41 protein-coding genes are annotated in these 24,820 nt (G+C 59.7%); 39 read left to right on the forward strand and 2 right to left on the reverse strand.

Going from position 1 to position 24,820, the window contains the following annotated elements; translation table 11 throughout:
* The first annotated feature begins 48 nt into the window (after window positions 1-48).
* From BM357_RS07040 to BM357_RS07150, 24 genes are all read left to right on the forward strand, one after another.
* On the forward strand, window positions 49-348 hold the full coding sequence (locus BM357_RS07040) for a hypothetical protein (protein WP_074951013.1): 300 nt from the start codon (window positions 49-51) through the stop codon (window positions 346-348).
* 13 nt (window positions 349-361) lie between these two features.
* Window positions 362-1,213: a DnaD domain-containing protein gene (locus BM357_RS07045; protein WP_074951015.1), complete on the forward strand. Its 852-nt coding sequence runs from the start codon at window positions 362-364 to the stop codon at window positions 1,211-1,213.
* On the forward strand, window positions 1,137-2,003 hold the full coding sequence (locus BM357_RS07050) for an ATP-binding protein (RefSeq protein WP_083430270.1): 867 nt from the start codon (window positions 1,137-1,139) through the stop codon (window positions 2,001-2,003). The genes BM357_RS07045 and BM357_RS07050 overlap by 77 nt, the downstream gene beginning before the upstream one ends.
* A gap of 15 nt (window positions 2,004-2,018) precedes the next feature.
* Window positions 2,019-2,240 carry a hypothetical protein gene (locus BM357_RS07055; protein WP_074951019.1) on the forward strand — a complete coding sequence of 74 codons (222 nt, stop codon included), beginning with the start codon at window positions 2,019-2,021 and terminating at the stop codon, window positions 2,238-2,240.
* A complete protein-coding gene (locus BM357_RS07060; protein ID WP_074951021.1) occupies window positions 2,194-2,748 on the forward strand; it encodes a sigma-70 family RNA polymerase sigma factor in 555 nt (184 codons plus the stop codon). The genes BM357_RS07055 and BM357_RS07060 overlap by 47 nt, the downstream gene beginning before the upstream one ends.
* A gap of 13 nt (window positions 2,749-2,761) precedes the next feature.
* Window positions 2,762-3,079, forward strand: a complete 318-nt coding sequence (locus tag BM357_RS07065) for a hypothetical protein (protein WP_074951023.1) — start codon at window positions 2,762-2,764, stop codon at window positions 3,077-3,079.
* Window positions 3,045-3,266: a hypothetical protein gene (locus BM357_RS07070; protein ID WP_074951025.1), complete on the forward strand. Its 222-nt coding sequence runs from the start codon at window positions 3,045-3,047 to the stop codon at window positions 3,264-3,266. The genes BM357_RS07065 and BM357_RS07070 overlap by 35 nt, the downstream gene beginning before the upstream one ends.
* A 17-nt stretch (window positions 3,267-3,283) precedes the next feature.
* Window positions 3,284-3,484, forward strand: a complete 201-nt coding sequence (locus BM357_RS07075) for a hypothetical protein (RefSeq protein WP_074951027.1) — start codon at window positions 3,284-3,286, stop codon at window positions 3,482-3,484.
* Window positions 3,485-3,486: 2 nt separating this feature from the next.
* Entirely contained in the window at window positions 3,487-4,242 is a 756-nt protein-coding gene (locus BM357_RS20675) for a DNA cytosine methyltransferase (protein ID WP_074951243.1), read from the forward strand.
* 2 nt (window positions 4,243-4,244) lie between these two features.
* The gene (locus BM357_RS07085; RefSeq protein WP_074951029.1) at window positions 4,245-4,430 is read left to right on the forward strand and encodes a hypothetical protein; all 186 of its coding nucleotides are present in this window, start codon (window positions 4,245-4,247) and stop codon (window positions 4,428-4,430) included.
* 90 nt (window positions 4,431-4,520) lie between these two features.
* A complete protein-coding gene (locus tag BM357_RS07090) occupies window positions 4,521-5,567 on the forward strand; it encodes a DUF5131 family protein (protein WP_074951031.1) in 1,047 nt (348 codons plus the stop codon).
* A gap of 186 nt (window positions 5,568-5,753) precedes the next feature.
* A complete protein-coding gene (locus BM357_RS07095) occupies window positions 5,754-6,032 on the forward strand; it encodes a hypothetical protein (RefSeq protein ID WP_074951033.1) in 279 nt (92 codons plus the stop codon).
* Entirely contained in the window at window positions 6,029-6,172 is a 144-nt protein-coding gene (locus tag BM357_RS19780) for a hypothetical protein (RefSeq protein WP_175511476.1), read from the forward strand. Before BM357_RS07095 ends, BM357_RS19780 begins: the two co-directional genes overlap by 4 nt.
* Entirely contained in the window at window positions 6,169-6,627 is a 459-nt protein-coding gene (locus BM357_RS07100) for a DUF5651 domain-containing protein (RefSeq protein WP_074951035.1), read from the forward strand. Before BM357_RS19780 ends, BM357_RS07100 begins: the two co-directional genes overlap by 4 nt.
* Window positions 6,624-7,148 (forward strand): DNA methyltransferase family protein, encoded by a 525-nt coding sequence (locus BM357_RS07105; RefSeq protein ID WP_074951037.1) that lies wholly within the window; start codon window positions 6,624-6,626, stop codon window positions 7,146-7,148. The genes BM357_RS07100 and BM357_RS07105 overlap by 4 nt, the downstream gene beginning before the upstream one ends.
* Entirely contained in the window at window positions 7,145-7,462 is a 318-nt protein-coding gene (locus tag BM357_RS07110) for a hypothetical protein (protein WP_074951039.1), read from the forward strand. Before BM357_RS07105 ends, BM357_RS07110 begins: the two co-directional genes overlap by 4 nt.
* Entirely contained in the window at window positions 7,459-7,815 is a 357-nt protein-coding gene (locus BM357_RS07115) for a BC1872 family protein (protein ID WP_074951041.1), read from the forward strand. Before BM357_RS07110 ends, BM357_RS07115 begins: the two co-directional genes overlap by 4 nt.
* A gap of 8 nt (window positions 7,816-7,823) precedes the next feature.
* Window positions 7,824-8,255: a RusA family crossover junction endodeoxyribonuclease gene (locus BM357_RS07120; RefSeq protein WP_281245574.1), complete on the forward strand. Its 432-nt coding sequence runs from the start codon at window positions 7,824-7,826 to the stop codon at window positions 8,253-8,255.
* Window positions 8,236-8,427 carry a hypothetical protein gene (locus BM357_RS07125; protein WP_074951045.1) on the forward strand — a complete coding sequence of 64 codons (192 nt, stop codon included), beginning with the start codon at window positions 8,236-8,238 and terminating at the stop codon, window positions 8,425-8,427. Before BM357_RS07120 ends, BM357_RS07125 begins: the two co-directional genes overlap by 20 nt.
* A 244-nt stretch (window positions 8,428-8,671) precedes the next feature.
* Window positions 8,672-8,848, forward strand: coding sequence for a sigma factor-like helix-turn-helix DNA-binding protein (locus BM357_RS19785; protein WP_175511477.1), 177 nt, complete (start codon window positions 8,672-8,674; stop codon window positions 8,846-8,848).
* Window positions 8,845-9,135 (forward strand): hypothetical protein, encoded by a 291-nt coding sequence (locus BM357_RS07135; protein WP_074951049.1) that lies wholly within the window; start codon window positions 8,845-8,847, stop codon window positions 9,133-9,135. Before BM357_RS19785 ends, BM357_RS07135 begins: the two co-directional genes overlap by 4 nt.
* On the forward strand, window positions 9,132-9,485 hold the full coding sequence (locus BM357_RS07140) for a hypothetical protein (RefSeq protein WP_074951051.1): 354 nt from the start codon (window positions 9,132-9,134) through the stop codon (window positions 9,483-9,485). The genes BM357_RS07135 and BM357_RS07140 overlap by 4 nt, the downstream gene beginning before the upstream one ends.
* 72 nt (window positions 9,486-9,557) lie before the next feature.
* Entirely contained in the window at window positions 9,558-10,058 is a 501-nt protein-coding gene (locus BM357_RS07145; RefSeq protein ID WP_074951053.1) for a hypothetical protein, read from the forward strand.
* A 1,170-nt stretch (window positions 10,059-11,228) separates the two neighbouring features.
* Complete coding sequence (locus tag BM357_RS07150) at window positions 11,229-11,435, forward strand: hypothetical protein (RefSeq protein ID WP_074951056.1); 207 nt, start codon at window positions 11,229-11,231, stop codon at window positions 11,433-11,435.
* A 708-nt stretch (window positions 11,436-12,143) separates the two neighbouring features.
* On the opposite strand, the gene BM357_RS07160 is transcribed toward BM357_RS07150, so the two are convergent.
* A complete protein-coding gene (locus tag BM357_RS07160; RefSeq protein ID WP_074951060.1) occupies window positions 12,144-12,569 on the reverse strand; it encodes a DUF6173 family protein in 426 nt (141 codons plus the stop codon).
* A 109-nt stretch (window positions 12,570-12,678) separates the two neighbouring features.
* Between BM357_RS07160 and terS the strand changes: the two genes are divergently transcribed.
* Genes terS through BM357_RS07235 form a run of 15 tightly spaced genes read left to right on the forward strand, consistent with a single transcriptional unit; the run spans window position 12,679 to window position 24,428 of the window.
* A complete protein-coding gene (terS, locus tag BM357_RS07165) occupies window positions 12,679-13,386 on the forward strand; it encodes a phage terminase small subunit (RefSeq protein WP_074951062.1) in 708 nt (235 codons plus the stop codon).
* Window positions 13,383-14,600 (forward strand): PBSX family phage terminase large subunit, encoded by a 1,218-nt coding sequence (locus tag BM357_RS07170; RefSeq protein ID WP_074951064.1) that lies wholly within the window; start codon window positions 13,383-13,385, stop codon window positions 14,598-14,600. The genes terS and BM357_RS07170 overlap by 4 nt, the downstream gene beginning before the upstream one ends.
* Before the next feature lie 37 nt (window positions 14,601-14,637).
* Entirely contained in the window at window positions 14,638-16,215 is a 1,578-nt protein-coding gene (locus BM357_RS07175) for a phage portal protein (protein WP_083430271.1), read from the forward strand.
* A gap of 58 nt (window positions 16,216-16,273) precedes the next feature.
* A complete protein-coding gene (locus tag BM357_RS07180; RefSeq protein WP_175511470.1) occupies window positions 16,274-16,936 on the forward strand; it encodes a phage minor head protein in 663 nt (220 codons plus the stop codon).
* Between the two features lie 47 nt (window positions 16,937-16,983).
* Window positions 16,984-18,585 (forward strand): DUF2213 domain-containing protein, encoded by a 1,602-nt coding sequence (locus BM357_RS07185; RefSeq protein WP_074951068.1) that lies wholly within the window; start codon window positions 16,984-16,986, stop codon window positions 18,583-18,585.
* Window positions 18,586-18,616: 31 nt separating this feature from the next.
* On the forward strand, window positions 18,617-19,141 hold the full coding sequence (locus tag BM357_RS07190; RefSeq protein ID WP_074951070.1) for a structural cement protein Gp24: 525 nt from the start codon (window positions 18,617-18,619) through the stop codon (window positions 19,139-19,141).
* Window positions 19,142-19,171: 30 nt separating this feature from the next.
* Window positions 19,172-20,179, forward strand: a complete 1,008-nt coding sequence (locus BM357_RS07195; RefSeq protein ID WP_074951072.1) for a DUF2184 domain-containing protein — start codon at window positions 19,172-19,174, stop codon at window positions 20,177-20,179.
* A 16-nt stretch (window positions 20,180-20,195) separates the two neighbouring features.
* On the forward strand, window positions 20,196-20,420 hold the full coding sequence (locus BM357_RS07200) for a hypothetical protein (protein WP_074951074.1): 225 nt from the start codon (window positions 20,196-20,198) through the stop codon (window positions 20,418-20,420).
* A gap of 8 nt (window positions 20,421-20,428) precedes the next feature.
* Window positions 20,429-20,920: a DUF4054 domain-containing protein gene (locus BM357_RS07205; RefSeq protein WP_074951076.1), complete on the forward strand. Its 492-nt coding sequence runs from the start codon at window positions 20,429-20,431 to the stop codon at window positions 20,918-20,920.
* Window positions 20,921-20,935: 15 nt separating this feature from the next.
* Complete coding sequence (locus tag BM357_RS07210; protein WP_217647677.1) at window positions 20,936-21,505, forward strand: phage virion morphogenesis protein; 570 nt, start codon at window positions 20,936-20,938, stop codon at window positions 21,503-21,505.
* Entirely contained in the window at window positions 21,505-21,852 is a 348-nt protein-coding gene (locus BM357_RS07215; protein WP_083430272.1) for a hypothetical protein, read from the forward strand. Before BM357_RS07210 ends, BM357_RS07215 begins: the two co-directional genes overlap by 1 nt.
* A complete protein-coding gene (locus BM357_RS07220) occupies window positions 21,852-22,382 on the forward strand; it encodes a phage neck terminator protein (RefSeq protein WP_074951080.1) in 531 nt (176 codons plus the stop codon). Before BM357_RS07215 ends, BM357_RS07220 begins: the two co-directional genes overlap by 1 nt.
* A 10-nt stretch (window positions 22,383-22,392) precedes the next feature.
* Window positions 22,393-23,502 carry a DUF3383 family protein gene (locus tag BM357_RS07225; protein ID WP_074951082.1) on the forward strand — a complete coding sequence of 370 codons (1,110 nt, stop codon included), beginning with the start codon at window positions 22,393-22,395 and terminating at the stop codon, window positions 23,500-23,502.
* Between the two features lie 20 nt (window positions 23,503-23,522).
* Window positions 23,523-23,954, forward strand: coding sequence for a tail tube family protein (locus tag BM357_RS07230; RefSeq protein WP_074951084.1), 432 nt, complete (start codon window positions 23,523-23,525; stop codon window positions 23,952-23,954).
* Window positions 23,955-23,966: 12 nt separating this feature from the next.
* Complete coding sequence (locus tag BM357_RS07235; protein WP_074951086.1) at window positions 23,967-24,428, forward strand: phage tail assembly chaperone; 462 nt, start codon at window positions 23,967-23,969, stop codon at window positions 24,426-24,428.
* A 117-nt stretch (window positions 24,429-24,545) separates the two neighbouring features.
* Here BM357_RS07235 and BM357_RS20680 read toward each other — a convergent pair whose 3' ends face one another.
* Window positions 24,546-24,818 (reverse strand): YqaE/Pmp3 family membrane protein, encoded by a 273-nt coding sequence (locus BM357_RS20680; protein ID WP_074951088.1) that lies wholly within the window; start codon window positions 24,816-24,818, stop codon window positions 24,546-24,548.
* Window positions 24,819-24,820 lie beyond the last annotated feature (2 nt).

A 24,820-nucleotide genomic window follows, 5' to 3' on the forward strand; every position in this document is an offset into this window, starting at 1 on the left:
GTACTACGGTATGCGGCCTGGACAAGCAATATGCACGGAGGGGTGTTCATGAGCACGACGACGATTGATCACCCGACTCTCGACCAGAAGTTTCAGCAGTACCACCAAGACAATCCGCACGTCTACGAGACGCTGGTGCGGTTGGCCCGACAGATGAAGGCCCGCGGACATCGTCGGATCGGGATCAAGATGCTGTGGGAGACCATGCGGTACCAGCTGATGCTGGACACGCTGGACCCGGAGGGGTGGAAGCTGAACAACAACTACCCGTCCCGGTACGCGCGCCTAATCATGTCGCAAGAGCCCGATCTGGCGGGGATCTTTGAGACGCGAGAACTGAGGTCATAGGGGGGGTGAAACCGTGGCCTGGATAGAGTCGCACGAAACACTGGCTCATCATCCAAAAACGCGAAAACTGGCCCGCCTGCTGGGAGAGGATCTCCCGGCGACCATAGGCAGGTTGCACCTTCTCTGGTGGTGGGCGATGAACTACGCGCAGGATGGAGACCTGACCAAGTACGATGACAGCGACATCGCAGACGCACTCATGTGGAGCGGCGACCCAGGCCACGCTGTCGAAGCGCTGTGCACGGCCGGATTCCTCGACCGGACCGAGGACGGACTGTACATCCACGACTGGCAAGACTATGCCGGCCGCCTGATAGTCCAACGTGAAAAGAATGCGGAAAGGAAACGGAGGTCACGTGCCCGTCACGCGGACGTCACGCGGACGGACGACGGACAGGAATGTGACGGCCGCGAGAGTCACGGGGCTACCATACCTAACCTAACCAAACCAGACCTAAGTGGTGGTGGTGATCACGCGCACGCGCGCGAGATCGTACGAGCCTACGAGCAGATATACGGTACCCTTCCGAATCCGGTGCAGATCGACGACTTGGTGCAGTATGTCGAGCAGGGGATGGAAGTCGGCTTGGTCATCACCGCTCTAAGGCGGTCCCGTGTCAAGGGCAAGGACCTTGAGTATGCGCTTGGGATTCTACGGCGCCAACTGCAACGCGGGATAAGGACAGTAGCGCAGGCGGAGATGGACGATGCTCGCTTCGAGCTGGCGATCAAGGCGCGGGCGCCAACGGAAACCAAGCCCAGAGCGAATGGCGAGGGGGGTGTAAACCGTGGAGTCGATTGGCGAAGCGATGGAGCGGATGTTGACTGGGATGCTATCGAAGAGCGCTTCTTCGGGGGCGGATAAGTGCCCGCACTGCGGCTGCAAGATGCGGCGCATGACGACCGTCAAGGTGCGAGGCAAGGAATACCCGTGGGGCCCTCTCGTGTGTGATTGCGAGGGCTTCAAAGTGGCCCAGGACCGGCGCGAAGCGGAGCGCAAAGCCCGCGAAGAGGCGGAGGAACGGGAGCGGCAGCGTGAGCGCATCGAGCAACTGTTTCGCACGAGCGGCCTGCCGGCCCGGTGGCGGAATCGGACGTTCGAGGCGTTCCAGGTCACGGACTCAAACCGCGAGGCGTTCGAGGTGGCCAAGCAGTACGCAGACTGGTTCGATCCCGTCGAGGGCAGGGGGCTGCTTCTGACAGGCACGGTCGGCACCGGCAAGACACACCTAGCGGCGGCGATTGCCATGGAGCTGATCGCGCGCGGTCACTGGGTGGTGTTCGGAACCATCACAAGCCTACTCCAGGACATCAGGCGCACATACGATGAACACGCCAGGGAGACTGAGGCGGATGTACTGAGGCGGCTGAAGCGCTGTGCGCTGCTCATTATCGACGACCTTGGGAAGGAGAACGTCAGTCCGTGGGTCAAGCAGACGGTGTTCGACGTTGTGAACGCTCGCTACGAGGATAACAAGGCCCTCATCGTGACGACTAATTTGAGCCTGCCAGTGATCCGCCAGCGGTACAACGCCGACCCACAAAACCCGAACGACACGGTCAGTGTTGGGGACGCTTTGGTGGACCGAATCCTTGAGATGTGTAAGGGCGTGCGGATGGTCGGCGAAAGCTGGCGGAAGCGGTCGGTGCTGTAACTGGAGGCGGTCCGAATGACCGAATGTTGGGTCAAGTTCCCGGAGAGAGGCCGCGATGTTAGGAGCCTGGTGGTTGTGCTGGAAAGCCTAACGGCACAACTCAAGCGGCACCTGGATGACGAATACACCGCCATCCGGCTGGACAAGCAGACCCGGAGCATACGGGTGGTGCTGAAGGAGGTGGACGACAGTGGCGGAGGCGGTGCTGACGCGGGAGACAGCGTTCGCGCCGGATGAGGTGGACCAGATGGTGCGTGACAACATGCGGCTCGTGCACTACGTGGCACTGCAGTACCAGCACAAGGCGGCGGCTCTCGGAATCGACTACGACGAGCTGGTGAGCGCCGGAATGATCGGGCTTTGGGAAGGGCTGATGCGATATGACCCGACCCGGGCGAAATGGACGACCTGTGCGGTGATCCACATCAAAGGGCGGATTCGGAGACTGATTCGGACGACAAAGAGGCAAAACCGTATTGCGACCGTGCCGCTCGAACACCAGGTGGCTGCTGATGAAGATTCTGGAAACGCTCTGAAAGTGTATGACATACTGCCGAGCCGCGATGACGTGACGACCGTGGAGATCCGGGACTGGATGGACAAGCTCCCGGCGCGTGAGCGACACGTGGTGAGCCGGTACATGGATGGATACAAGCAGCATGAGATCGGCGATGAGATGGGCGTGAGTCAGGCACATGTGAGCAGGATACTGCGCCGCACGGTGCAGCGATACTTCGAAGCGTGAGGAGGAGATGCGGATGGTCAAGCCAGGCGACATCGTGAAGTGGACAAGCCAGTCGCAAGGATCGTGGGTGACGAAGCAAGGCGAGGTGGTGGCGGTGGTGAAGCCGCTAGAGAGTGCTTTCCGACACCTGCCGGCAGACCTTCCAAAGGCGCGGCGCAAGTTTGAAAGCGACCGGGTACATGCGTGGTACGGGATCCGGGCCCTGGTCAAGGTACCGCGCGTGAGCAAGCGCGACGGCAGCGTGCTCGGCTACGACTACTACTGCCCGAGGCTCAGTCAGGTGGAGGTGGTCGAGGATGGAGGAGACCACGGACCCGATCCGGCGGCTTGAAGAGGCGCGGCGCCGGGTGGAACGGGCGAAACGGATATGGCACCACGCAGATCCCGACCGCGCGAATCAACTCTACGAGCGCTACCGCGCGGAGGAAGAATACCTGGCGAGGCTATGGGACCTGCTAACGGGGGAAAAGGCGGAGGCCAACGAAAACGCGGCTCCCGCGGGATGCCAAGAGACATAGCGAAAGGGTGATGTGATTTGGCGAAGGTGACGGTGGAGCGTCAGAAGGTGGACGGCAGGAAGTATGTGGTGTGGATCAAGGGCCGCGATGGTTGGCGTCCGGGTAAAGCTGTGGATCGTGACAGAGCTGAGGCGCTGGTCCAGCGGCTGTCGGGCGGACCCTGGAGTTACAGGATGGTCCCGGCGCCGCGGACGACGGTGGAGGATCTGGCGGAGTGACCATGCTAACGCACCTCAGCCTCTTCTCCGGGATCGGCGGCATCGATATTGCAGCCGAGTGGGCCGGATTTGTAACGGTCGGCCAGTGCGAGATGGCGGAATACCCGTACAGAGTGCTTTGCAAGCACTGGCCGAATGTGCCGAAGTGGAGGGATGTACGGGATGTCACAGCAGACAGTGTTAGAGCGGCGGGAATCAGCAGGGTTGACGTTCTCTCCGGTGGATTCCCCTGCCAGGACATCAGCAACGCGGGGAAACGCGCCGGCCTATCCGGGGCCCGTTCTGGACTTTGGCGGGAGATGGTGCGAGCCGTTCGCATGGTGGGACCCCGTTACGTCCTCGTGGAGAACGTGGCAGCGCTCCTTGGACGGGGCATGGGAACTGTTCTCGGGGACCTGGCCGAGAGCGGGTATGACGCGGAATGGGATTGCCTACCGGCGAGCGCCTTTGGTTCCTATCACGAGCGAGACCGGGTGTTCATTGTGGCCTACCCCAAGGGCGAGTATGGGCAAGCACGGAGTGTGCTGGAAGCGAGCGAAGATTGGAGATCATCGGCACAATCTGGAAGACTTCATCGGATGGTTGTGGCTGAACGAGGGAAACAGCCCGGAGAGCGGCTTGAATCTGAACCCGGCGTGGACCGAATGGTACATGGGATTCCCCATCGGACACACAGACTTGCTGCGCTAGGGAACGCGGTCTATCCGCCAGTGGTCAGATGGATTCTTGGTCGGATTCGTGCGGCGATGGGGGTGTGACCATGCCAGACCAACGATCCCTGCACCTCCGCCTCGAACTCATGCGCTGGGCAACGCGGATCCTGACCCTGCGCGACCAGGGCAAGGTAGACACAGACGAGTACCGGGAGGCGGTACGGAGGCGGGATGAGGCGAGGCAGGCGCTGAGGGAGTTAGCGGAGACGGAGCAGATGACGCTGGGGTTGTGAGGGGACTGAGCATTCGAATCACGGGAATCGTCGCTGCCTCGGTAGTGATGACGACAGTCATCCAGGAGGCGATGAAGGGAGCGTGTAGGGATGGGCAACAAGAGCGCAATCGAGTGGACGGACGCAACGTGGAATCCGGTGACGGGCTGCTCGAAGGTGAGCGCCGGCTGCACCAACTGCTACGCCGAGCGCCTGTCACACCGGTTCGGATGGACCACGAAGCCATGGAACGCGACGTATGCGGCGGAGAATGTCAGGCTTCACCCCGACCGGCTGGAGGAACCGTTGAAATGGAAGAAACCCCGGCGGGTGTTTGTGAACTCGATGTCTGATCTGTTCCACGAGCAGGTACCGCTGGAGTTCATCGCCGAGGTATTTAACGTGATGGCTTGCGCGACTGCTGCATGCGGGAAGAACCACAAGCACGATGAGGAATGCTGGACAGGAGAACCGCATACCTTTCAGATCCTCACAAAGCGGCCTGAGCGAATGATGAGAGTGATCAACGAGGAATTGCCAGACTACGTCGGACACTATTGGCCCGGAGACAGGCCATTGTGTTTGGCGCTTGAACTGAATTGGCCTCTGCCGAATGTGTGGCTTGGTGTCAGTGCCGAGAACCAAGAGGCTGCCGACGAGCGAATCCCGTTCTTACTGAAGACTCAGGCGGCGGTGAGGTTTGTGTCGTGTGAGCCGCTGCTAGGGCCGGTGAATTTGAGAGACATAGACCTAGGGACAAACGGTCACGGACTAAGATTCCAGCTTGATTCTCTTACTGGATGGTCACGTGGTAGTGACGAACAAACAGGAAGACACAGGGTAAGCCGAAACGACGAATTTGGCCGGATTGACTGGGTCATCGTTGGCGGCGAGAGTGGGCCGAATGCGAGGCCCATGCACCCGGAATGGGCGCGGAGCCTGCGGGATCAGTGCCAAGCGGCCGGGGTGGCTTTTCTATTCAAGCAGTGGGGCGAGTGGGCGCCGGTCCATGAGCTTCGGTGCAACGAGCCAGGGATATGCGGGCGGCAGTGGTACAACTTCGATCCCGACACGGCCGTGTGTCGGATTGGCAAAAGGGCCGCCGGCCGCCTGCTAGACGGACGCACATGGGATGAGTACCCGGAGAGGAGCGTGTGAGGGATGGAAGTGTGGGTTGTATGTCAGTGGTGGCCTAGGTCAGACGACGAGGACGTGAGTCCGCTGATCTACGTATACAGCAATCGCAGCATGGCAAACGAGCGCGGATTGGAGCTTCAGCAAGCAGATCCCGATTCGCAGGTGCTTATCTATCGGACTGCGCTTAGAGAAGGACGGTGACGACCAATGACCAGCGCATATGACGACATTGCGGATCCCCGTGCCCGGGCGGAAGCCATCATCGGACAGATGCGTCTGCAGCGCATGGAGCAGTCCGGGTTGGCGGTGGTGGATCGCAGCAGGCTGGAGGCGCTAGAACATGTCGCCAACGCCGCACAGGATCTCATCGATCAGTGTTGGACCCGAACAGAACACGGGCCTGTGATGCTTGGGCGGGCGGATCTTGAGCCATTGGCCGACGCACTGGAGGCGTTGGGAGACGCTGAGGAGGCGATGGAGCGGTGAAACAGTCTAAAGAAGTCTGCATGTACTGCGGTTCTGAGGGCTACTGGTGGTACGGCGATGACGAGCACGGATGGATCTGCGACGACTGTGCGGAGGGAGATATGGACTGGGACGAAGAGACGGAGGCGGAGAAGGCGTGAGCACCAAGCCACGCTACGTCTCCAAAGCCGAGCGCCAGTCCATCCTGACGCTGGACGCGCTGGGGGCGCACCTGATCAACCGGGTGCTGCCCCAGGCGCACCGGTACGGGCCGGAGGTGGCGCGGCGGTGGCGAACCGCAGCCACGCACCTGGCCAAGGGTTTGCGCGCATGGCTGGACGGACTGGCGCCGGAGGATCGGGAGCGGTTCCTACGCGAGAGCTCCACCACCCGTGTGATCCTCACCAGCGAGGCATACGTGCCCCGGCCGGACAGCGATGCAGGGATGGACGTGCTGTACACACTGGCCGAGCACGCGATAGGCACGACATGCCGCGGCTGCACTCGGGACCCGGAGGCGTGCGACCTTCGGCGGGCGCTGGTTGCGGCGGACGTGCCGTACTCGACCACGGAGCCGGAGCGGTGTCCGTATGAGATGCCGGGGGTGGAGATGTGAGCGCGACGAACCGGGCCCTGACCAAGCGCCATCCGTATGACGCCTACAGCACGCCTGCATGGGTGACGGAGGCGATTGTGCGGGAGATTGTGTGGGGTACAGATCCACACATCCTTGAGCCTTGTGTGGGACAGGGAGCAATACTGAACGTTCTTGTGAATAGTCCGGTCGTGCCGCCCGCTTACTACGATTATTGCGAGATACAGGAAGACCGCGATTTTCTGACATACGACTTTAACGACCGGAGGTTTGATTTTGTCATCACCAACCCGCCCTTCTCCCTGGCGCAGGAGTTCATCGAGCGGAGTCTGACACTGGCGAACTGCGTAATCATGCTGCTGCGCCTAAATTTCCTGGCCTCTCGCCAGCGCAAAGAGTGGTGGCAGAAGCACCCGCCGACCGCGATCCATGTGCTGACGAAGCGCCCGAGCTTCACAGGGAAGGGGACGGATGCGACGGACTATGCGTGGTTCGTCTGGGATACGACAGGGAGGCAGAAGAGGGGGCTGTACTGGCTGTGAGCGGGGAATCCAAGCGCCCAAAGTGGCTGCCAGAGGTTGCTTCGGACGAAATGATAGCGATGCGGACGCTGCGCATCTGTAAGACCGAGCCTGAGCAAAAGTCCATCGAACAAATCGCCGAGGAAGTCTGCGATCTGTACACCAGCATGGACATCCGGGCATGCGCAACGGTGGAAGGGATCCGATGGACCTGCGAGATCTACCAAGACAGCCCATATAGGGAACTCGGTCTGGCGGAAGAAATGGCCACTGCGGAGGAAGCCGCCAATGAGGCGTATCGGCAGTGGCTGGAGTGGAGGGCGAGGGAACGGTGAAACGGTGGTCTGAGATGACGCCGCGAGAGCGGGATGCGTTGGTCGCTGAGCAGGTGTTCGGATGGACTGGTTGTTGGGCCAATCCACATGGACTAGCGGCCTTTGGGGTTCCGCCAGGCAAGACTTCACGTCGTGGCATTGGGTACTACACCACTGACATCAGCACCGCATGGCAAATCATTGAGCACGTGAAGTCCAAGGGGTTTTACATCGACGTTCTTTCATATGCTGATGGCTACGTCGCAGTTACACATGATGGACAAGAACCGTTGAACCTGGATGGCACTGCACCAACCGCATCCGAGGCTATCTGCATCGCTGCACTAAAGGCCGTCGGGGTGAATGTGGAGTGAAGCGCCTGGTGCTGCCGCTACCGCCCTCAGCGAATCACTCACACGTCCAGGTCCGCCGAGGAAAACGCCTGATGCGGATCCTCTCACCTGAGGCCCGAGCATACAGGACTGAGGCCGGCTGGCTGGCGTTGAAGTGGCGGCGGGAGACAGGATGGGAGATCCCGAGCCGACGGAGCAAGGTCATCATGCGGGTGTGGTTCTACTGGCCGGACAAGCGGCGCAGGGATCAGGATAATCCGCTGAAGCAGCTGCAGGACAGCCTCACGGACGTGCTATGGGAGGACGACAGGCAGGTGCTGCCGCGGGTGATGGACTTCGCAGTGGACAAGCATCAACCACGAGTGGAGATCGAGCTTGAGGTCATGGGGGAGGGTGATAGCGGTGGACGCGCCGACAAGAGGGATCGCAACAGGGACGCCCGTGCCGAGCGTAGAGCGTGAAGCGGCCGTTCAAGCACCAGCGCCGCTGCAAGTGTACTGGATGGACCCGGCGGAGATGGAGGCGTACCTGATCGGCAAGTACGGGGGCAGGCTAGCGCCTCCCTCAGAGAAGCCGACGAACATCATCATCCCTGGCGTGACAGGGCGAAAGCGGGTGACTGCGCGTGGCTGAGCAGACCAAACGCTGCAGTCGGTGCGGTGAAGAAAAGCCCATCAGTGAGTTCTCGCGCCATCGCAGCCGGCCAGATGGGTACAGTGTCTGGTGCCTGGACTGCTACCGGGACACGCGAAACCGGTTCGTGAGCCTGGACGTGCCGGAAGGCAAAAACATATCGCGTCATGACCGGATCACGCGGCCGCTGCCGACGCGAACCGATGATTCATGGGAGCGAGTCTGCCGGGCAATGCGGTATTGGATGGAGGATCGGACGCTGAAGCCTGCGCAGGTAGCGGTCCTAATGATGCGGGCCGTGGAGTTGCTCGACTGGCCGGAGATCGCGGAACTTTCGGGGCTTTCTCGGGATGCGGTGCGGTATCACTACATGCAGGGTCTGCGAAGACTTCGGGAGCGGTACAGGGGGATGATGGCGTGATGGACGACAAGGCGAAGGCGCGGCTGGAATCAATCAGGAAGCGTATGGCGTGGGATGATGCGCTACCCATGAAGGATGCGCGATTCATTCTCCAACAACTCGACGCAGCCGAAGCGGAGAATCGGCGGCTGCGGGAGATGCTGGAAAGCCTGCTAAACCCATGCGAACTATGCTGTGGTGAAGGAACGGTTGTTACTTTCCCGATCTGTGAAGAAGTGGAGTGCCCAAATTGTAGAGGGCGGATTCGCCAAGTCCTACAACCAACGAAAGGAGTTAATGAGGAATGAGCGACCGCGTGTTGAGCGATGAAGAGATTGCCGAGTTTGAATCATTTGCCTTGGAAGTTCCCGATCAGATTGACTTTGCTTCGGCGGAGGATGTGCTGGATCTCATCGCCACCATCCGCGACTTGCAACGGCAGAATGCGGAATTGCGTTCAGACTACCAGCGCATGTACGAGCGAGCTTTGAAGCTGCACAATCAAAACGCCTTCATGCTGGAGACGCTGGAAACCTATGTGCGTGAATGTCGCGATTGCAAGGATGGATATATTGACGGGTTGAGATGTGCTCACTGTTGGACTGCCCGCGAAACTCTCGCCAAGGTACGCGGGGAGAGCGTCGGAAATCCAGCGTAAAGCGAAAGGAGGCCCCGTGGTAAGGGGCCGAGGCAGTGCGGTTGCCTAGAACATACCACGGGGGCGATGCGGATGCAACTGGACCTGGGACTGCGCAAGATAGACAAGACGCGCACGCGGCAGATGGTGCGGGAGTATTTCCGGCTGTATCGGTATCGCAAGCGGCTTCTGGAGGCCGACCTGGAAGAGCGGCCAGCCGAACGCAGGCCGCTTCCTGGATATGAGCATGCCGCTGATCCGCGTACCATCCGTGCGCCGGGGTATGATGGATCGCGGATCCCGCACCTGCCACCGGACATAGACGAGGATCCGCGGGATCGCGAGCGGCGACGGTTCTGCCGTGAGGTCGAACGTGCTGTGGATGCCCTGCCTGAGTACCAGGCGGCCATCATCCGAAAGCTATACATGGAACACGAACCATCACCGCTGCATCCGGCGCCGACCGATCTCCAGGTGTGGCGAGAGCTATATGGGGATGGATGGTACGTGAGCGAACGGTACTACGAGTCTCAGAAGGCGCAGGCCATCTTCAGGTTGGCTGAGACGTGGGGGATCACGCAGTACGTCGAATAGCCGTTCGCGGTGACATGGGAATGGCCGGGCATAACGCCCGGCCGGTGCTCAGTTGCGAAGTCGTGCGGAAATGGCGCGCTTCCAATTGGGATTTTATGCGGAGCGCTGCGGGAAAACCGTGATACGATGTGACCATGGAGCCTTAGACGCGTGACGACGGCGCGCGCCTGAGGCTCCATGGCAATCTGAGCAACGGGAGAATCAGTAAGGATGAACGCAGGGCTTCGTCCCTGTGTCGGGATGAAGAATTCGCGTACATGGTTGGCGCGTCAGGAACAGGTCGGGTCCCGTCCGTTCAAGTCGGACGTAATGCGTGGTGCCGTGAAGACCCGGCGAACGAGTGAGGTTCGAATCCTCGCCTTCATTCCGACAGAGTGGCGAACTCACACCTATTCGATCCGGCGTCGGCACTCTGAAGCCTTATGATCCGGGACTGAACCCGAGCCAGACTCGGCAGTAGGCCCCCACCGGCATCGGAGTGCGGACGCCTGACCGGACGGCGTGTGCCGAGCATCCGGCCTTGCTTATTGAACAAACCCGCGGGTATATCATTTGGCCGCCAACACCCTGCCAATCCGAAGGGTTGCGTTCCTACGTGGCCTCGTCCGAGCCGCTACGTACCGTGCGACTCGGCTAGGTGCGGTGGGGTGCAAAATGGCGCGCGGCGTACTTACAGTACGCTGCCTGCAAAGGCTTCGGACGCTGTGCCCGCAAACAGTGTCCATGGCCGCCGCTATCACCCGAAACCCTGGCCTCTGCGGCCGGGCGGAAATCGCGAGCGGCGCCGGGAGGCGCTAAGGCCGAGAGACCGAGTCTCGCTAGGGATGGGGCGGCCACAAAACAGTCATTGGGCGCCTGGCCAGCGCCCCGGCCGCATACGTCTGGCACTCGCTCACGCGGGTGCCGGTGTTTTTATTGGCCGCCGCGAAGAATCATCCGCCTGGCGAACTGCAGCGCGCGCAAAGCCGGCGCGATCTGCGACGCTGAAATCGCAGACCATGGGCGCTGCTGCTCCATTACCGTCGAGCGCCCGCCGGCGGTAAGGCGGGTGCTGCGGGGCCGCGGCGGCCTATCATTTCTGTGACCCTGCCAGGATGGTGCCTGACCATGCACGTCGCCGGACCGGACGGCGCCTGGCAGGGTTTCCGGTGCGTAGGAAGAGGTGATCGCGTGAAACCCTGCTGGGCATGCGGTGAAAAGGTGCCGACCAACACACGCATGATGCGCTGCCGTCACTGCCAGGGCTGGGCCGTGACGCCCGATGAGGATCCGCGGCGCGAACGGGAGTTGCGCGAGCTGGAGCGCTTGATGCAGTCGGCGAACACGTATGAGCGGCGGGGTGGACGGTTGAGGCAGAGGAGGCATGCGCAGATATGAGAGAGGTGCTGTACCGACTCGTCAAGTACCACTGTTGGGGCTGCGGAATGGAATTCCTGGCGGATCACCGATATGTCAAGACGAGGTTCGTGGAAGCGCACGGTGGCTTGAACTGCCCCGGTTGCGGTGAACGCGTCGAGGTTGTCGTCTGCACCCGAGACGAGGACTCCGATGAGCTTCGGAACTGGGGATGCGTATATCCGAACGGTCTTACATGGGACCAAGAGCGCGTTTGGGATCAAGTAGGCATTTGATGAGGTGATCCCGATGGAACCGATCGCAAGGACCGGGATATGCCCGCAATGCCGCGGAAGTGGTTATGTGGCTGGATGGCTTTCTGCAGTACGGTGCTTCCTCTGTGACGGTACAGGTCACGGGTCATTCATTTTCGACGGCGTGTGGCGCAAACGACAGCAGGAAATCACCATAAAGCTGTCTAACCACACAGAGCCTTTGCCAGCGCATGAACGACGCCTTGGTACGAGTTCGATGCGGGCGAGGTGATCGGGCCCAGCGTGGAGAGGATAGTCTACGCGAGGATCGTATGCCTCGCCCTCTCCACGGTGGGCCTGACCCAGTCCACCCACCATTACCCCTGCATTGTGGCCGCTGCCGTGAGGTGGCGGCCGGATTGTTCTGCTTTGCCCGAATATGAGGCGGTGAGGACGTAGAAAGCCGCCACGGTAGGACGTGACGGCGTGGTGCGTGTTACTTTTCGGTTGGCGCTGACTGAGATTCAATTGCGAACCCAATGCGGCGTTTTGGCTCGTTGATATTCTCGCGCGGCACCGCGGTTAGCAGACAGTTGATTTGAGAAACGTGTTGAATTAGCCGCATTGGTAACCCATCGGCACTGGTCCCGTAGAACACTATTAAGCTCGGATTCCAGTAACCGATGTTCTCAACACTCAAGGTCAGTGTCTGGCCAAATTGCACAAGACTGAGAGCGACTTGTTTGTTTGCGTCCAAGCTCATGTTGTACTCATTAATCATTGCAACCAGCCGCACGACGAACTGTTCAGCAAGGTTTTCTTTAATTGAAGTGACTTGAGGATTTGGTGGAATAACAGGCGCCTTGAACGATGGCACCTTGATTTCCGGAAGCTCCGGCATCTTGAATGAGAAATCGCTCATATCTGGTCACCCCCTTGTCTAAGGTGAGGAAGTTCTGCAACATGGTCCACAATCCTCTTTTTTTACACAAAACCAACTCAATCCAGTCTCTGGAGGTGGGGTGAATGTAGTGCCTCGATCTCGCAATCCGAACCGTGACCAAGCACGCGAGATATGGCTTGAGCACGGCGGAAACATCACTAACCGACAGATCGCTGAAATGCTTGGTGAGAGCGAAAGGGTTATTGCGGTGTGGAAGCACCGAGACGGCTGGGCGAATGTTGTACAACAAACTGATGAAAGTTGTACAACAAACGCCAAGCCTAAACCGCGCAAGGCCGGTGCTCCTCGCGGCAACAAGAACGCGGTCGGCAACCGTGGAGGACCTGGTGGACCACCAGGCAACAAGAAGGCGGTCGTGACCGGCGAATACGAAACCATCTACTTGGACGCGCTCGACGACGAGGAGCGTGTCCTTTTTGCTGCTGTAGACACGGACGTAACAGCGCAGCTTGATCGTGAGATCCGGTTGCTTGAGATTCGGGAGCGCCGCATGCTTCAGCGGATCAAACATCTGCAGCAAGGACCAGAGATGGTCCTGCAGTTCGAGGATCACAGCGAGCAATCCAGCGACATACACGGGGATACAGATATCCGAAACGAACGTCGTGAGGCTGCGCTCGACCGCATCCAGCGCATTGAGGAGGCGCTCACACGTGTGCAGGAACGCAAGGCGAAGCTGCTGGATCTCAAGCACAAAGTTGAGAAGGGCGCCGGTCCTGATGACAGCAGTCTGGCTGACCTTGCTCGCGCGATTCGGGAGAGTGCCGAATCATGAGTTTTACGTGGGGGAGGTTCAGCCAAAAGCAACTGGATTCGATCCGTAACTCCACGGCCCGCCTGAACTTCTGGGAGGGCGCCGTTCGCTCTGGTAAGACCATCGCGAGTATCGTGCGCTGGCTGGACTACATCGCAACCGGGCCGTCAGGCGACCTGCTGATGGTCGGCAAAACGGAGCGCACGCTCAAGCGCAACATCCTAGATGTGATGGAGCAGATCCTCGGCCCGCGGTTGTACCGCTACAACAAGGGCGAAGGCGAGGTCTACGTCTGCGGCCGAAAGATTTACGTCGCCGGCGCGAATGACGAGCGGGCTGAAGGTAAGATCCGCGGAATGACACTCGCCGGCGCGTACGGCGACGAGGTGACGCTGTGGCCGGAGAACTTCTTTAAGATGCTCCTGTCGCGCCTATCAGTTTCGGGCGCCAAGTTCTTCGGCACGACGAACCCCGACAGCCCATACCACTGGCTGAAGGTGGAATACCTGGACAAGACGGATCTCGACCTGCGGTCATGGCACTTCGTGCTCGAGGACAACCCAAACCTTGACCAGGCGTACGTAGAGGCCCTGAAACGTGAGTATACCGGCCTCTGGTACAAGCGGTTCATCCTCGGTTTGTGGGTTATGGCCGAGGGAGCCATCTACGATATGTGGGATGATACCTTGAACACCTTCACGGACGCCGACATACCGCCGGGACTCAAGATGGTTGCACGGCGGTACATCTCCGTGGACTATGGCACGCAAAACGCCACGGTGTTCCTCGACTGTTTGGACGACGGTGACACGCTATGGATCGTCAACGAGTACTACCACAGCGGCCGGGAACAAGGCCGACAGAAAGAGGATGCCGAGTACGCTGATGACCTGCTCAACTTCGCCGGCCCAGAGCGGCCACGATTCGTCATCGCCGACCCTTCGGCAGCCAGTTTCAAGATTGCGCTGCGGCGCCGTGGTCTGATGGTGAGAGACGCTGAGAACGACGTTCTGGAAGGCATCCGGATGACGGCGACGATGATTGCGAAGCGCAAGTTGCGCGTGAACCGCGACAGGTGCCCACATCTCGTCAAGGAGATAGCAGGCTACGTGTGGGACGCGAAGGCCGCCGAGCGCGGCGAGGAAAAGCCGTTGAAGCAAAACGATCATGCGGTTGACGCCATGCGCTACCTGGTCGCGACGGTGGTCAACAAGTACCGGCTGCATTCAGCGTGATGGCGGAACACATCGTGGAGAAAGGAGGGGATTGCCTATGTCGAAGAGCGGTAAACGCGCAAAGACGTCTCCTAGATCCACGAAAGAGGTACAGCATTCAACTCCTGCGGCACCACGCGGGTTAACTTTGGACACGCTTGCCAATGTGCTTACCAAGATCGTGACCATGGATGCTTTCAGCAATCCACTGGCCCGTCTTGGTTACGGTACACCGAACATTATCGAGGGCACCCAATACCCGCTCACGCGGTTGACGCAGAACTACCAACTGCTGAACAGTCTGTACCGGAACAACTGGATCGTTCGGCGTGTGGTGGACATCATCCCAGAAGACATGTGCCGGAACTGGATCGCCATCCAGAGCCAGATGCCGCCGGAGGCAATCGACAAACTGAACCGTATGTGGCGGTCCAAACGACTCAAGCAAAAAATCCTGCAGGGTCTGAAATGGGGCCGCCTTTACGGAGGCGCCGCTGGGCTCATCATGATCGAAGGCCACGAAGACATCCTGGACCAGCCGTTGGACTACGACATGATCATGCCGGGCAGCTTCAAGAATCTGATGATTGTCGACCGCTGGACCGGTGCGTACCCGTCAGAAGAACTCGAGGAAGACATCAACGACGTCGAGTTCGGATTGCCCAAGTACTACGAGATTACGCTGGAAAATGGTCAGGTGATACGAGTCCATCACAGCCGTGTGCTGCGGTTCACCGGCCGGGATCTTCCTTACTGGGAGAAACTTGCGGAGGTATACTGGGGCATCTCGGAAGTCGAGATCGTTTACGAGGAACTGAGGAAACGCGACAACACTTCCTTCAACATCGCGTCCCTGGTGTTCCTCGCCAATCTGCGCGTACTCAAGATGGAGGATTTGGGTGAGCTTCTGGCATTGGCGGACGAGAACGCCAAGAAGGACCTATATAACGTCCTACAGGCGCAGAATTGGCTGATGTCCAACATGGGCGTGTACGTGATGTCTGCTAAGGACAGCATGGAGACGCACCAGTACACGTTCGCGGGCCTCAACGAGATCTACGAGTCTTTCATGATGGACATCGCAGGTGCATGTCAGATCCCTGTGACGCGTTTGTTCGGGCGTTCTCCGGCCGGCATGGACGCGACCGGTGAGAGCGACCTGCAGCACTACTACGAGACCGTACAGCAGGCGCAGGAGACGTATCTGGCGCCGATTCTGGATAAGCTCCTGCCCATCATGTGCATGTCGGAGTTTGGTGCCATCCCGGACGACCTGGACTACAGTTTCAACCCCATCCGCAACCCGACAGACAAAGACATCGCCGATCTGGTGCAGCAAAAGAGCGCAGCCATCGTCAACCTCTTCAACGCGGGCATCATTTCGCAAAAGACGGCGCTGCAGGAGTTGCGCCAGATGTCCGACACGACGGGCATGTTCACCAACATCACAGACGCGGACATCCAAGCGGACGAAGACCAGACCACAGACGCCGGGGAGATGATACCGGATGGCGCGTTCGCCTCTATTGGAGTCGCGGCGCCGGATCGAGTCGGAATATCGCCGGGCCATCAAACTGGCGATGGAAAAGCTGGGCGATTTGCTCAGTGGCTTAGACGATCCCTTCGAGATCGTTAGACGCCTGCGCAACGCCACTAACGACCCGTGGTATATCCAGTACGCCGAGGCCGTGGCCATGAAAATGGTCACGAACATCTTCAGCGACGCCGGACGGACATGGCGCCAAGCGGCGAACCGCAACAGCAAGGGCGGCGTGCTGTACCGGGCCCTCATGCAGGAGTTTGAGACATCCGTCGGCGGCGCCATCATGGCCCAGGTGCGCGAGAACGCCGAGTATATCCGGTCAGTTCCTGCTGATGTCGCGCGTGAGATGACGGAGCACATCATGCACCAGTCGATGGCTGGTTTCCGGGCGTCGGAGATCGCTGAACACCTGCTGTCCATTTACCCGCACATGTCAGAAGTCAAGGCGAACCTCATCGCGCGCACAGAGACCAGCAAAACGCGGACGGCACTGGAGCAGGCCCGGAGCGAACGCCTCGGGGCCCGATGGTATCAATGGCGCACGTCGGAGGACGCGCGGGTGCGCAAGAGTCACCGCCTGATGGACAAGGTCTTGGTGGCATGGGATGACCCGCCAAGCCCGGAGGCATTGGCCGGTGAGAAGTCTGTGGGTCACTACCACGCCGGCTGCATATGGAACTGCCGTTGTGCGGCGTTGACGGTTCTGACGCTGGATGACGTCGATTGGCCGTGCAAGGTGTACAGAAATGGCGCCGTAACAACGATGACGCGGGCCCAGTTCGAGAGAATATGGACACCAAGCAAGGTGGTTTGAAGCCCAACCGGGCTTCTTTTTTATGCCTTGAAAGGAGGTGATGACAGGTGAAGGCGTTCTACGGTTCGCGCTTTTCGCCGAACCAAACCATGACGCCTGAGGGCTTTCTTGTCGCGCACAACGTGCCCATCTCCCGCGCTGGTTGGTACGAGTACCTGGCCAGCGAGATCGGCGCCGACACAACCAGCGGAGACCGCATTGTCAAGGTGTTCCGCGATCCCGCCGAGGTGTTCAGCCCGGCTGCCATGGCGAGCTTCGAGGGCAAGCCGCTCACAGACGGGCACCCGCCGGCGGGAGTGACGCCGGACAACGCCTCGTGGTACGCCAAAGGCGCCGTGCAGAATGTCCGGCGGGGTACCGGTGAAGACAATGACCTACTGCTTGCCGATCTGGTCGTGTATGACGAACGCCTCATCAACGAGATTCGCGCTGGCAAGCGTGAGGTCTCGGCCGGTTACGAGTGCGAGTACGTGCCAAACGGAGATGGTACCTACTCGCAACGCAACATCGTCGGAAACCATGTCGCTGTCGTGGAAAGTGGAAGGGCCGGTGATCGAGTGCGGATTCGTGACCAAAGCCCGGATGATGATGCCGAGGCCGCGGCCAAACGATACGGGATCGCCGTCAAAAAAGACGGTCACCGCTCACCGCCCAAAGGTTACCCCGAGGACCGCGAAGACTACGCCGACCCCGTGAACTACAAGTACCCGCTGACCGGTCAGCATGTGCAGGCGGCGGTTGAGTACTACAACCATCCTGGCGAGCGCGAAAAAGGCGGATACACCCCGGAGGAATTGGTTGTCATCGGCCGTCGCATGGTCCAAAGGCTCGGCAGCGGCTACGAGCTAAGGGACGGCCGAATCATTACGCCGCGTGAAAACAAGCAGAAAGGTGCTGATTCAAGGATGAAGTTGAAGCTGCCTACTCGCCGGCACTCCCGCGTAACGGACGTGCTGGCGGCAATCGGACTCAAGCAGTTTGCAGTGGACGCTGAGCCGGACGAGATTGTGGACGCTGTGGATGCCATGGCCGAGGAGCGCGCGTCTGCACAGGAAGAGCCCCCGAAGTCCAATGACGAGGGCGGTGCCCCCGAAGATGTAAAGCGCATCGAGGCGTTGGAGCAGAAGGTGGATGCCCTGACAGAGATGCTGCGCAAGCTGGTCGAGTCGAAGACCTCCGACGCCGAGAAGTCTCCGGAGGAGGCCATTGATGAGGCCATCGCCCAGATGGAGGACCCCGAAAACACGCCGCCTCGTACGCAGGACAACGCCGAGGAAGAGGAGAGCCATACCATCGACCCGTCCATGGTTGAGGATGAGGCCGGCCCGGTGGCGCCTCCGGAGGAACGCCCGCAGTCTGGTCTGACGGCTGTCGACACTGCGTACAAGATCGCCGCTCTGAAGGCTATCAAACCGATCATCGCCGCAATCCCCGACCCTGTGGCCAAAAAGAAGGCTGCCGACGCGGCCATCGCGGCCATCAAGGGGAAGCCGTCGACCAACACGTACGCCATGATCGAGCGGGCGAACCGGCAGCGCGCGCGTGACCAGCAGACCAACAAGCCGACCGCACAGCAGACGCCTGACATCTCGCAACTCGGCCGCGAATGGGCCAAGAAGTACAACCCGCACTACAAGGAGCGGGCCTAACCTATCGTTTCTCGCAAAGGAGGAGATTTGAGTGCCTGGTTCCGTTGTGGGCAAGACCCTGAACCTGGGTTATCCCGGGAACGTATCTCGTAGTGCTGATGCCGTGATCGTGAATCGCCCTGTGCGGTCGACCGATAGCAACCCGATCCCCTTTGGGGCGCCGGTGGTGTTAAACTCGGACAACACTTACTCCCTGTTCGGCGCAACAAACACGGCCGCTGATTTCGCAGGTGTGGCCATTCGTGAGGTCAAGCAGGCCACTTCATATCTGTCCCAGCCGTATGGACAGACGCAGTACAACCCTGGCGATCCGTGCGACGTGATCGAACGGGGCTCGGTGACGGTCACCTGCAACGTGGGAACGCCGGTGGCCGGCGGCCCCGTGTACATCCGTGTGGCGGCCAACGCTTCCATCCCGAACGGCGTTGTCGGCGGCTTTGAGGCGGCGGCGGACGGAACTAATACGGTGCAGTTAACCAACGTGCAGTGGAAGACCGGCAAGATCGATGCCAACAACACCGCCGAGATCACGATCCTGTCTCGCAACAAGGCGTGACGATAGGTTGACCGAAGGAGGAATGGACAGATGACGGTGACTCCTGGACAGCGGACCTACACGGTGCCGGGCCTGGGCGGCGGTGTCATGACAAATGATGCGGCCATCGCCAGTGGCCTGGCGTTCCTGAATGCCGAGCTTGAAAAGCGCGACCCTCGCCTGCTGGAGCCCCTTCAAAGCGTGACGTGGCCGCGTGACATCGTGGCTCGCACGGGTGGCGGCTGGGTCGAGTTCAGCAGCCAGTACTTTGTCGACTATGCCACGACGGGCGGCCAGGACGGCGGCATCATCGGCGGTGAGAGCAATGACATCCCGATCATGCAGGCCAATCTGACCAAGGATGTGTGGAAGGTCTTCACCTTCTCGAATATCCTGAAGGTGCCGTTCGTCGACCAGTCCAAGCTGCAAGGCATTGGCCGCTCGTTGGACGACATCCTGGACAAAGGCATCCGGCTCAACTACAACAAATCCATCGACAACGTGGTCTACGTCGGCGTACCGTCCCTCGGTGTTACGGGTCTGGTAAACGATCCGAATGTCACGGCAAGCGCGGCGCCGAATGGCGCAAGTGGTCAGTCCACGTGGCAGAGCAAGACGCCGCAGGAGATCCTGGATGACGTCAACAGCATCATCCAGGCGACGTGGCAGGCGTCAGAGTACGACCTGACCGGTATGGCGAATCACATCTTGATTCCGCCGGCGCAATACAGCTATCTCGTCGGTCGCACGGTAAGCCAAGCTGGGAACATCTCGATCCTGCAGTTCTTGCTCGAGAACAATCTGGGACGCAACCAGGGCATTGACCTTGTGATCGCACCGTCTCGGTGGTGTACTGGCGCCGGCGTTGGCGGAAAGGACCGCATGGTGGCCTATGTCAATGACGAGGACCGCGTGAATTTCGACCTGACCGTCCCGCTGTCGCGCGTCATGACGCAGTCGCAGGTGACGGAGATGGCCTACTTGACGGCCTATGCCGCTCAGTTCAGCCAGGTCAAGATCCTGTATCGGCAGTGCATCCAATACATGGACGGTATCTGATGAGGGGGTTGCATGCATGCGAGTGTTCTCGCGCAAGTCTCTGATGTTTCATCACCCGACCGGAGAGGAGGCGCCCGTCACCGTACGGGCGCATGACTTTTCCGACGTTCCGGATTGGGTGGCTCACTCCACGATGTTCCGTTGGGCCTTGGATGACGGGGTAGTGAGTGTGATCGAGTCCAAGGCTGACGAAGTTCAGGCGGAAAAGGCGGCGGCCAAGCGCGGTAAAGCTGGTGGATGACCGTGGGGATGGATCCAACCTTCACGGACGTCAACGGCTTTTTTACGTTCGGGGATGGCTCGAACATCCGGCAAGGCACCAATCCACCGTATGCTGTCTCGGACTTTCTGGCGATGTACCCGCAATTCGGGCCCGACGCCGATGACAAATACGTGGTTCCGCAGACGGTGATCGAAGCCTTCATCGACATGGCGAATGCGTCGATGTCGCAGGCGCGCTGGCGCAGCATGTGGCAGGCAGCCATGGGCTGGTATGTGGCGCACTTTTGCACGCTGTATCTCCAGTCGGCGGCCGATCCGAATAGCGGCGCCGCGGCGGTGCTTGAGGCCGGGCGCGCGCAAGGCGTCCTGACTGGAGAGTCCGTGGGAGACCTGTCGTATTCGCAGGATGCGAACATCGCCAGTGTCGATGGTTGGGCTGCTTGGAACCTGACGGTATACGGCCAGCAACTGGCCACAATGGGGCGCCTGGTGGGAAAGGGCGGCATGTACGTCTACTGATAGGAGGCGGTGCGGTTGCTCAAGGCGATGGTAAAGGTCTCCTTAAGGTTGGACAAGACCTCCTCTCTAGCCAAGGCCCTCCATACGCTCGCCAAGACAGATGTGCTTGTCGGCATCCCGCAAGGCAGCGATCGTGAGGACGGCCCCATCACCAATGCCCAGCTACTCTATATCCACGAGCATGGTGTACGCTCGCAAACCATGCGCGAGGCCATGCAGCCGGATTTGGACCGCGGCGTGCCGTATAGCAAGGCGTATGACCTGTTCATCCATGAGCATGGTTCGCCTCTTTGGAAGATCCCGCCGCGGCCGGTTTTGGAACCGTCCATTGCCACTGTCAAACCCAAGATCGCCGAGTGGTTCAAGAAGGCCACTGATGCGGCGCTGAACGGAGACGACCCGGGTCCATACCTGGATGCCGCCGGTAAGACAGCCCGGGACGCAGCATTCAACTGGTTTACGGACCCGCGCAATGGTTGGCCGCCCAATGCGCCGTCCACCATCAAAGCCAAGGGCAGCGACCGACCGCTCATTGACACCGGCGAGATGCGCAAGGCCATCACTTGGGTGGTGAGGGAACGATGATGCAGCTTTCGCGCGTGCTGTCTAGCCGACGGATGGCGCAGACCTTCACCGTCTATCGCAAGGGCGGATCATGGGTGGCTGGGCGCTGGAACGGCACGGAAACCCCTATACAGATGACTGGTGTTATCACCGTGCCAAGCGAGACGGACGTCGAACAGGTGCCGGAGGGCGACCGCCAGCGCGGGGCCATCTGTGTCTACACCGCCCAGCCATTGATGATCACGAACGCCGGAGGTACATCAGACGAGATTTTATGGCGAGGTCAGAGGTACCGGGCTGCGAAGGTTTGGCCGTATGCGGACTACGGGTACTACAAGTGCATCGCCGTGCGGATGGATGATGTGTGATGGCAGATACCGTGCTCACCGTGCAACAGATCGAGGACATCTTTCAGACGTGGACCAGTCAGGCTCTCGGAGTAACAGATCCGGGAGCCGTTCGTATTGGATGGCCAATGGACGGTGCCCCGGCGTGGCATATCACGGATGATGTTTGCTTCGTGCTCGTGACGTATGTTGACAACCCAATCACTCGTCAAATAGAGCGCTCATACAGTCCGCTGGACCCGGACAATGCGAACATGGCGCACTCCTACATAGACAGCGTTCGTGTGTCCTGGACACTGTATGGACCCAACGCCTTCGAGCGTGCCGACATCATCCGCGCAGCGCTCTTTCAGCCTTCCACCACCGATACACTGGCCGCCAACAACCTCGGATTGGTGACTGATGTACCAATGCCGATCCGAGTGCCTGAACTGTTCAACGGCCAGTGGTGGAGTCGCGCGACGTTGTATGCAGACTTCAATCAGTTGGTCATCCGTCAGACGTCCGTCCCGTACATCACAGGTTCGGACGTGAGAATCGTTGAAGGGTAGGTGAACCCTGTTGACCCTATCACTTGCCGACATCGTAAACATTACGGTCGAGGTCTCGCCGTCGGCTGCAAGCCCGAACGCCATGAATGTCGGGCTAATCGTGGGCGCTTCGACCGTCATTCCAACCGCTACCCGGACACGCCAATACAACAGCACTACCGACATGCTGTCAGATGGTTGGACAGGCACAGAACCGGAATACAAGGCCGCGCAGGCATATTTTGAGCAATCTCCTGCCCCGTCTGCAGTGGTCATCGGCCGTCAAGATACGACCGCCTCAGAAACTCCTCTGCAGGCTGTGCAGGCGTGCCGCGCCGCCGATAGCACGTGGTATGGCTGCTATGTATGTGGCGCACAGGACGCGGATATTGAGGCCGTCGCTCAGTATATTGAGACGGCTTCACCTGCGTCCGTCTTCTTCTACGACACCCAAGATGCCAACGTCGCGTCCGGCACCACGCCGAATGTCATGTCGACTCTGCAGTCTGACAAGTATCACCGGACTCTTGGCATGTACAGCACGTCCCAATATGCTGGTGCCGCATTGCTTGGCCGTGCGATGGGTCTGAACACAGGTTTGGCCGGTTCCGCGTTCACTCTCGCTTACAAGAACCTGACTGGAGTCACACCGGAGAATCTGACCAGCACCCAGGCCAGCGCTATCCTCGGCTACAACGGCAACATCTACGCCAACTACGGCGGCCAGTACAATCTGCTTCGGCAGGGAACGATGGCCGATGGCACACCGTTTGACGAGGTGTTGAACCTGGATGTCATCACGGCCGACATCCAAACGTCCGTGATGAACGCGCTGACCCAGAGCCCGAAGATTCCGCAGACCGAGGATGGCGTAACGATGCTGGTCAACACCATCACGGCGCCGTGCGAACGGGCCCGCATCCGCGGGATGATCGCGCCTGGTGTGTGGCAAGCGGCTCCGGTGCTCGGGAAACTCAACACCGGAGACACACTTGCGTCCGGCTACCTGGTGCTGGCGGATTCGCTCGCCAACCAGTCTCAGGCCGACCGTGACGCGCGGAAATCGCCGCCGATCTATGTCTGCTTGAAGATGGCCGGCGCCGTCGAGCATGTGGTCATCGGCGTCATCGTGAACCAGTGAGGGGGTGACTGACCTTGGGAATGACAACCTACAGCTTTGCTGATGTCTCCGCTGTGGTATCTCATCCGTCCCTCGGTCAATATGTGGCCAACGGCGCTGGCCTTGGCAGCATCCGTGTCACAATGGCCACCGAAAACACCAAGCATGACGTCGCCGCTGATGGGTCCGTCATGGTCACCAAAACCATCGGGAAGAACGGCACCATCGCATTCGAGATCCAGCAGACCAGCGGCTTCGATCAGTGGCTGCGCAACTCCTACAACTATCTGTACACGGCTGACACATCTCAATGGGCTCAGATGTCCATTGTCATCCGCTCGCCTATCATGGGCGACCTGATTACGGCGACGGGTTGCGCATTCAAAATCCGGCCGGAACGCCCGTATGAGGCAGATGGGCAGAAGGTCACATGGGAGATCATGGCCGCCAACATCGACGAGTTTGTGGCGTGAGGGGGATAACGCATGGGAGAAAAGTACAAGGACGTCGAAATCAACGGCCGTAAATTTCGGATCCGCAAGTTCAGCGCCCGTGATGGCTCGTACATTCTTATCAAGGTGATGAGCATCCTGGCGCCGATGTTTCAGGGGTTGGACCTGAACCAGGTGCAGAACGTCAAGGACGTCAGCGATGTCGCGTCGAACGGGCTGGATGTCTTCGGGATGATCGCGAAGCTGATCACGCTCTCCGAGTCCGACTTCAACTACATCCAGGAGAAATGCTTGCGCGTATGCAGCGAGCACCTGCCGTCCGGGTTCGTGCCGGTCCTGAATGACAACGGGTCCTTCGGCGTTCTCAACCTCGAGGACGATACGGTGACCGTGCTGGCGCTGACTGCTCACGCGCTCATTTTCAATCTGCAGAGTTTTTTCGCCGGAAGCCCGTTGCAGGGCTTGGTTGGCGGCCTCTTGGCTACACCCCAGTAAGGTTGGTCAATGTCGACGAGTTCCTCTACGCGCCAGTAATGGCGGGATTCTGGACGCATCGGGATCTCGTGGAGGACGTGTTCGACATCGACGACCTGTTGGACGCGCACGAGATGCTCAGTGTTCGCTTCGAGAATGAGTGGCGCGCTCGCGAAGCTGCTGAGAGATTCCGACAGCGTCCCTATGGCTGACGCGTGCTGAGGCGATAACGGCGCGCTCGACACGCTTCAATGCTCGCTCTTCGTAGAAACTCTTGACCACGAATAGGGCATGAACGATGCCGGGTATCAAACCGAAACACCACAGGATCAGGTTAAGCAAGGCTGACAATGGCTTGCCACAGAAAAGCACTGCTACCGGCGGCAGAACGATAGCCAGGAAGTATCTCATCC

It is taken from the genome of Paenalicyclobacillus macrosporangiidus (assembly GCF_900116805.1).
In the GTDB taxonomy this organism is placed as follows: Bacteria; Bacillota; Bacilli; order Alicyclobacillales; family Alicyclobacillaceae; genus Alicyclobacillus_H; species Alicyclobacillus_H macrosporangiidus.

What these genes read in the sequence shown, in the direction of transcription:
- BM357_RS07205 (WP_074951076.1), top strand. Translation starts at nt 20,429, where the DNA reads ATGGATCCAACCTTCACGGACGTCAACGGCTTTTTTACGTTCGGGGAT.
- BM357_RS07140 (WP_074951051.1), top strand. Translation starts at nt 9,132, where the DNA reads ATGAGCGACCGCGTGTTGAGCGATGAAGAGATTGCCGAGTTTGAATCA.
- BM357_RS07160 (WP_074951060.1), bottom strand. Translation starts at nt 12,569, where the DNA reads ATGAGCGATTTCTCATTCAAGATGCCGGAGCTTCCGGAAATCAAGGTG.
- BM357_RS07220 (WP_074951080.1), top strand. Translation starts at nt 21,852, where the DNA reads ATGGCAGATACCGTGCTCACCGTGCAACAGATCGAGGACATCTTTCAG.
- BM357_RS07230 (WP_074951084.1), top strand. Translation starts at nt 23,523, where the DNA reads ATGACAACCTACAGCTTTGCTGATGTCTCCGCTGTGGTATCTCATCCG.
- BM357_RS07040 (WP_074951013.1), top strand. Translation starts at nt 49, where the DNA reads ATGAGCACGACGACGATTGATCACCCGACTCTCGACCAGAAGTTTCAG.
- BM357_RS07065 (WP_074951023.1), top strand. Translation starts at nt 2,762, where the DNA reads ATGGTCAAGCCAGGCGACATCGTGAAGTGGACAAGCCAGTCGCAAGGA.
- BM357_RS07180 (WP_175511470.1), top strand. Translation starts at nt 16,274, where the DNA reads ATGAAAATGGTCACGAACATCTTCAGCGACGCCGGACGGACATGGCGC.
- BM357_RS07095 (WP_074951033.1), top strand. Translation starts at nt 5,754, where the DNA reads ATGACCAGCGCATATGACGACATTGCGGATCCCCGTGCCCGGGCGGAA.
- BM357_RS07200 (WP_074951074.1), top strand. Translation starts at nt 20,196, where the DNA reads ATGCGAGTGTTCTCGCGCAAGTCTCTGATGTTTCATCACCCGACCGGA.
- BM357_RS19785 (WP_175511477.1), top strand. Translation starts at nt 8,672, where the DNA reads ATGGAGGATCGGACGCTGAAGCCTGCGCAGGTAGCGGTCCTAATGATG.
- BM357_RS07215 (WP_083430272.1), top strand. Translation starts at nt 21,505, where the DNA reads ATGCAGCTTTCGCGCGTGCTGTCTAGCCGACGGATGGCGCAGACCTTC.
- BM357_RS20680 (WP_074951088.1), bottom strand. Translation starts at nt 24,818, where the DNA reads ATGAGATACTTCCTGGCTATCGTTCTGCCGCCGGTAGCAGTGCTTTTC.
- BM357_RS07070 (WP_074951025.1), top strand. Translation starts at nt 3,045, where the DNA reads ATGGAGGAGACCACGGACCCGATCCGGCGGCTTGAAGAGGCGCGGCGC.
- BM357_RS07170 (WP_074951064.1), top strand. Translation starts at nt 13,383, where the DNA reads ATGAGTTTTACGTGGGGGAGGTTCAGCCAAAAGCAACTGGATTCGATC.
- BM357_RS07055 (WP_074951019.1), top strand. Translation starts at nt 2,019, where the DNA reads ATGACCGAATGTTGGGTCAAGTTCCCGGAGAGAGGCCGCGATGTTAGG.
- BM357_RS07235 (WP_074951086.1), top strand. Translation starts at nt 23,967, where the DNA reads ATGGGAGAAAAGTACAAGGACGTCGAAATCAACGGCCGTAAATTTCGG.
- BM357_RS07195 (WP_074951072.1), top strand. Translation starts at nt 19,172, where the DNA reads ATGACGGTGACTCCTGGACAGCGGACCTACACGGTGCCGGGCCTGGGC.
- BM357_RS07085 (WP_074951029.1), top strand. Translation starts at nt 4,245, where the DNA reads ATGCCAGACCAACGATCCCTGCACCTCCGCCTCGAACTCATGCGCTGG.
- BM357_RS20675 (WP_074951243.1), top strand. Translation starts at nt 3,487, where the DNA reads ATGCTAACGCACCTCAGCCTCTTCTCCGGGATCGGCGGCATCGATATT.
- BM357_RS07175 (WP_083430271.1), top strand. Translation starts at nt 14,638, where the DNA reads ATGTCGAAGAGCGGTAAACGCGCAAAGACGTCTCCTAGATCCACGAAA.
- BM357_RS07090 (WP_074951031.1), top strand. Translation starts at nt 4,521, where the DNA reads ATGGGCAACAAGAGCGCAATCGAGTGGACGGACGCAACGTGGAATCCG.
- BM357_RS07145 (WP_074951053.1), top strand. Translation starts at nt 9,558, where the DNA reads ATGCAACTGGACCTGGGACTGCGCAAGATAGACAAGACGCGCACGCGG.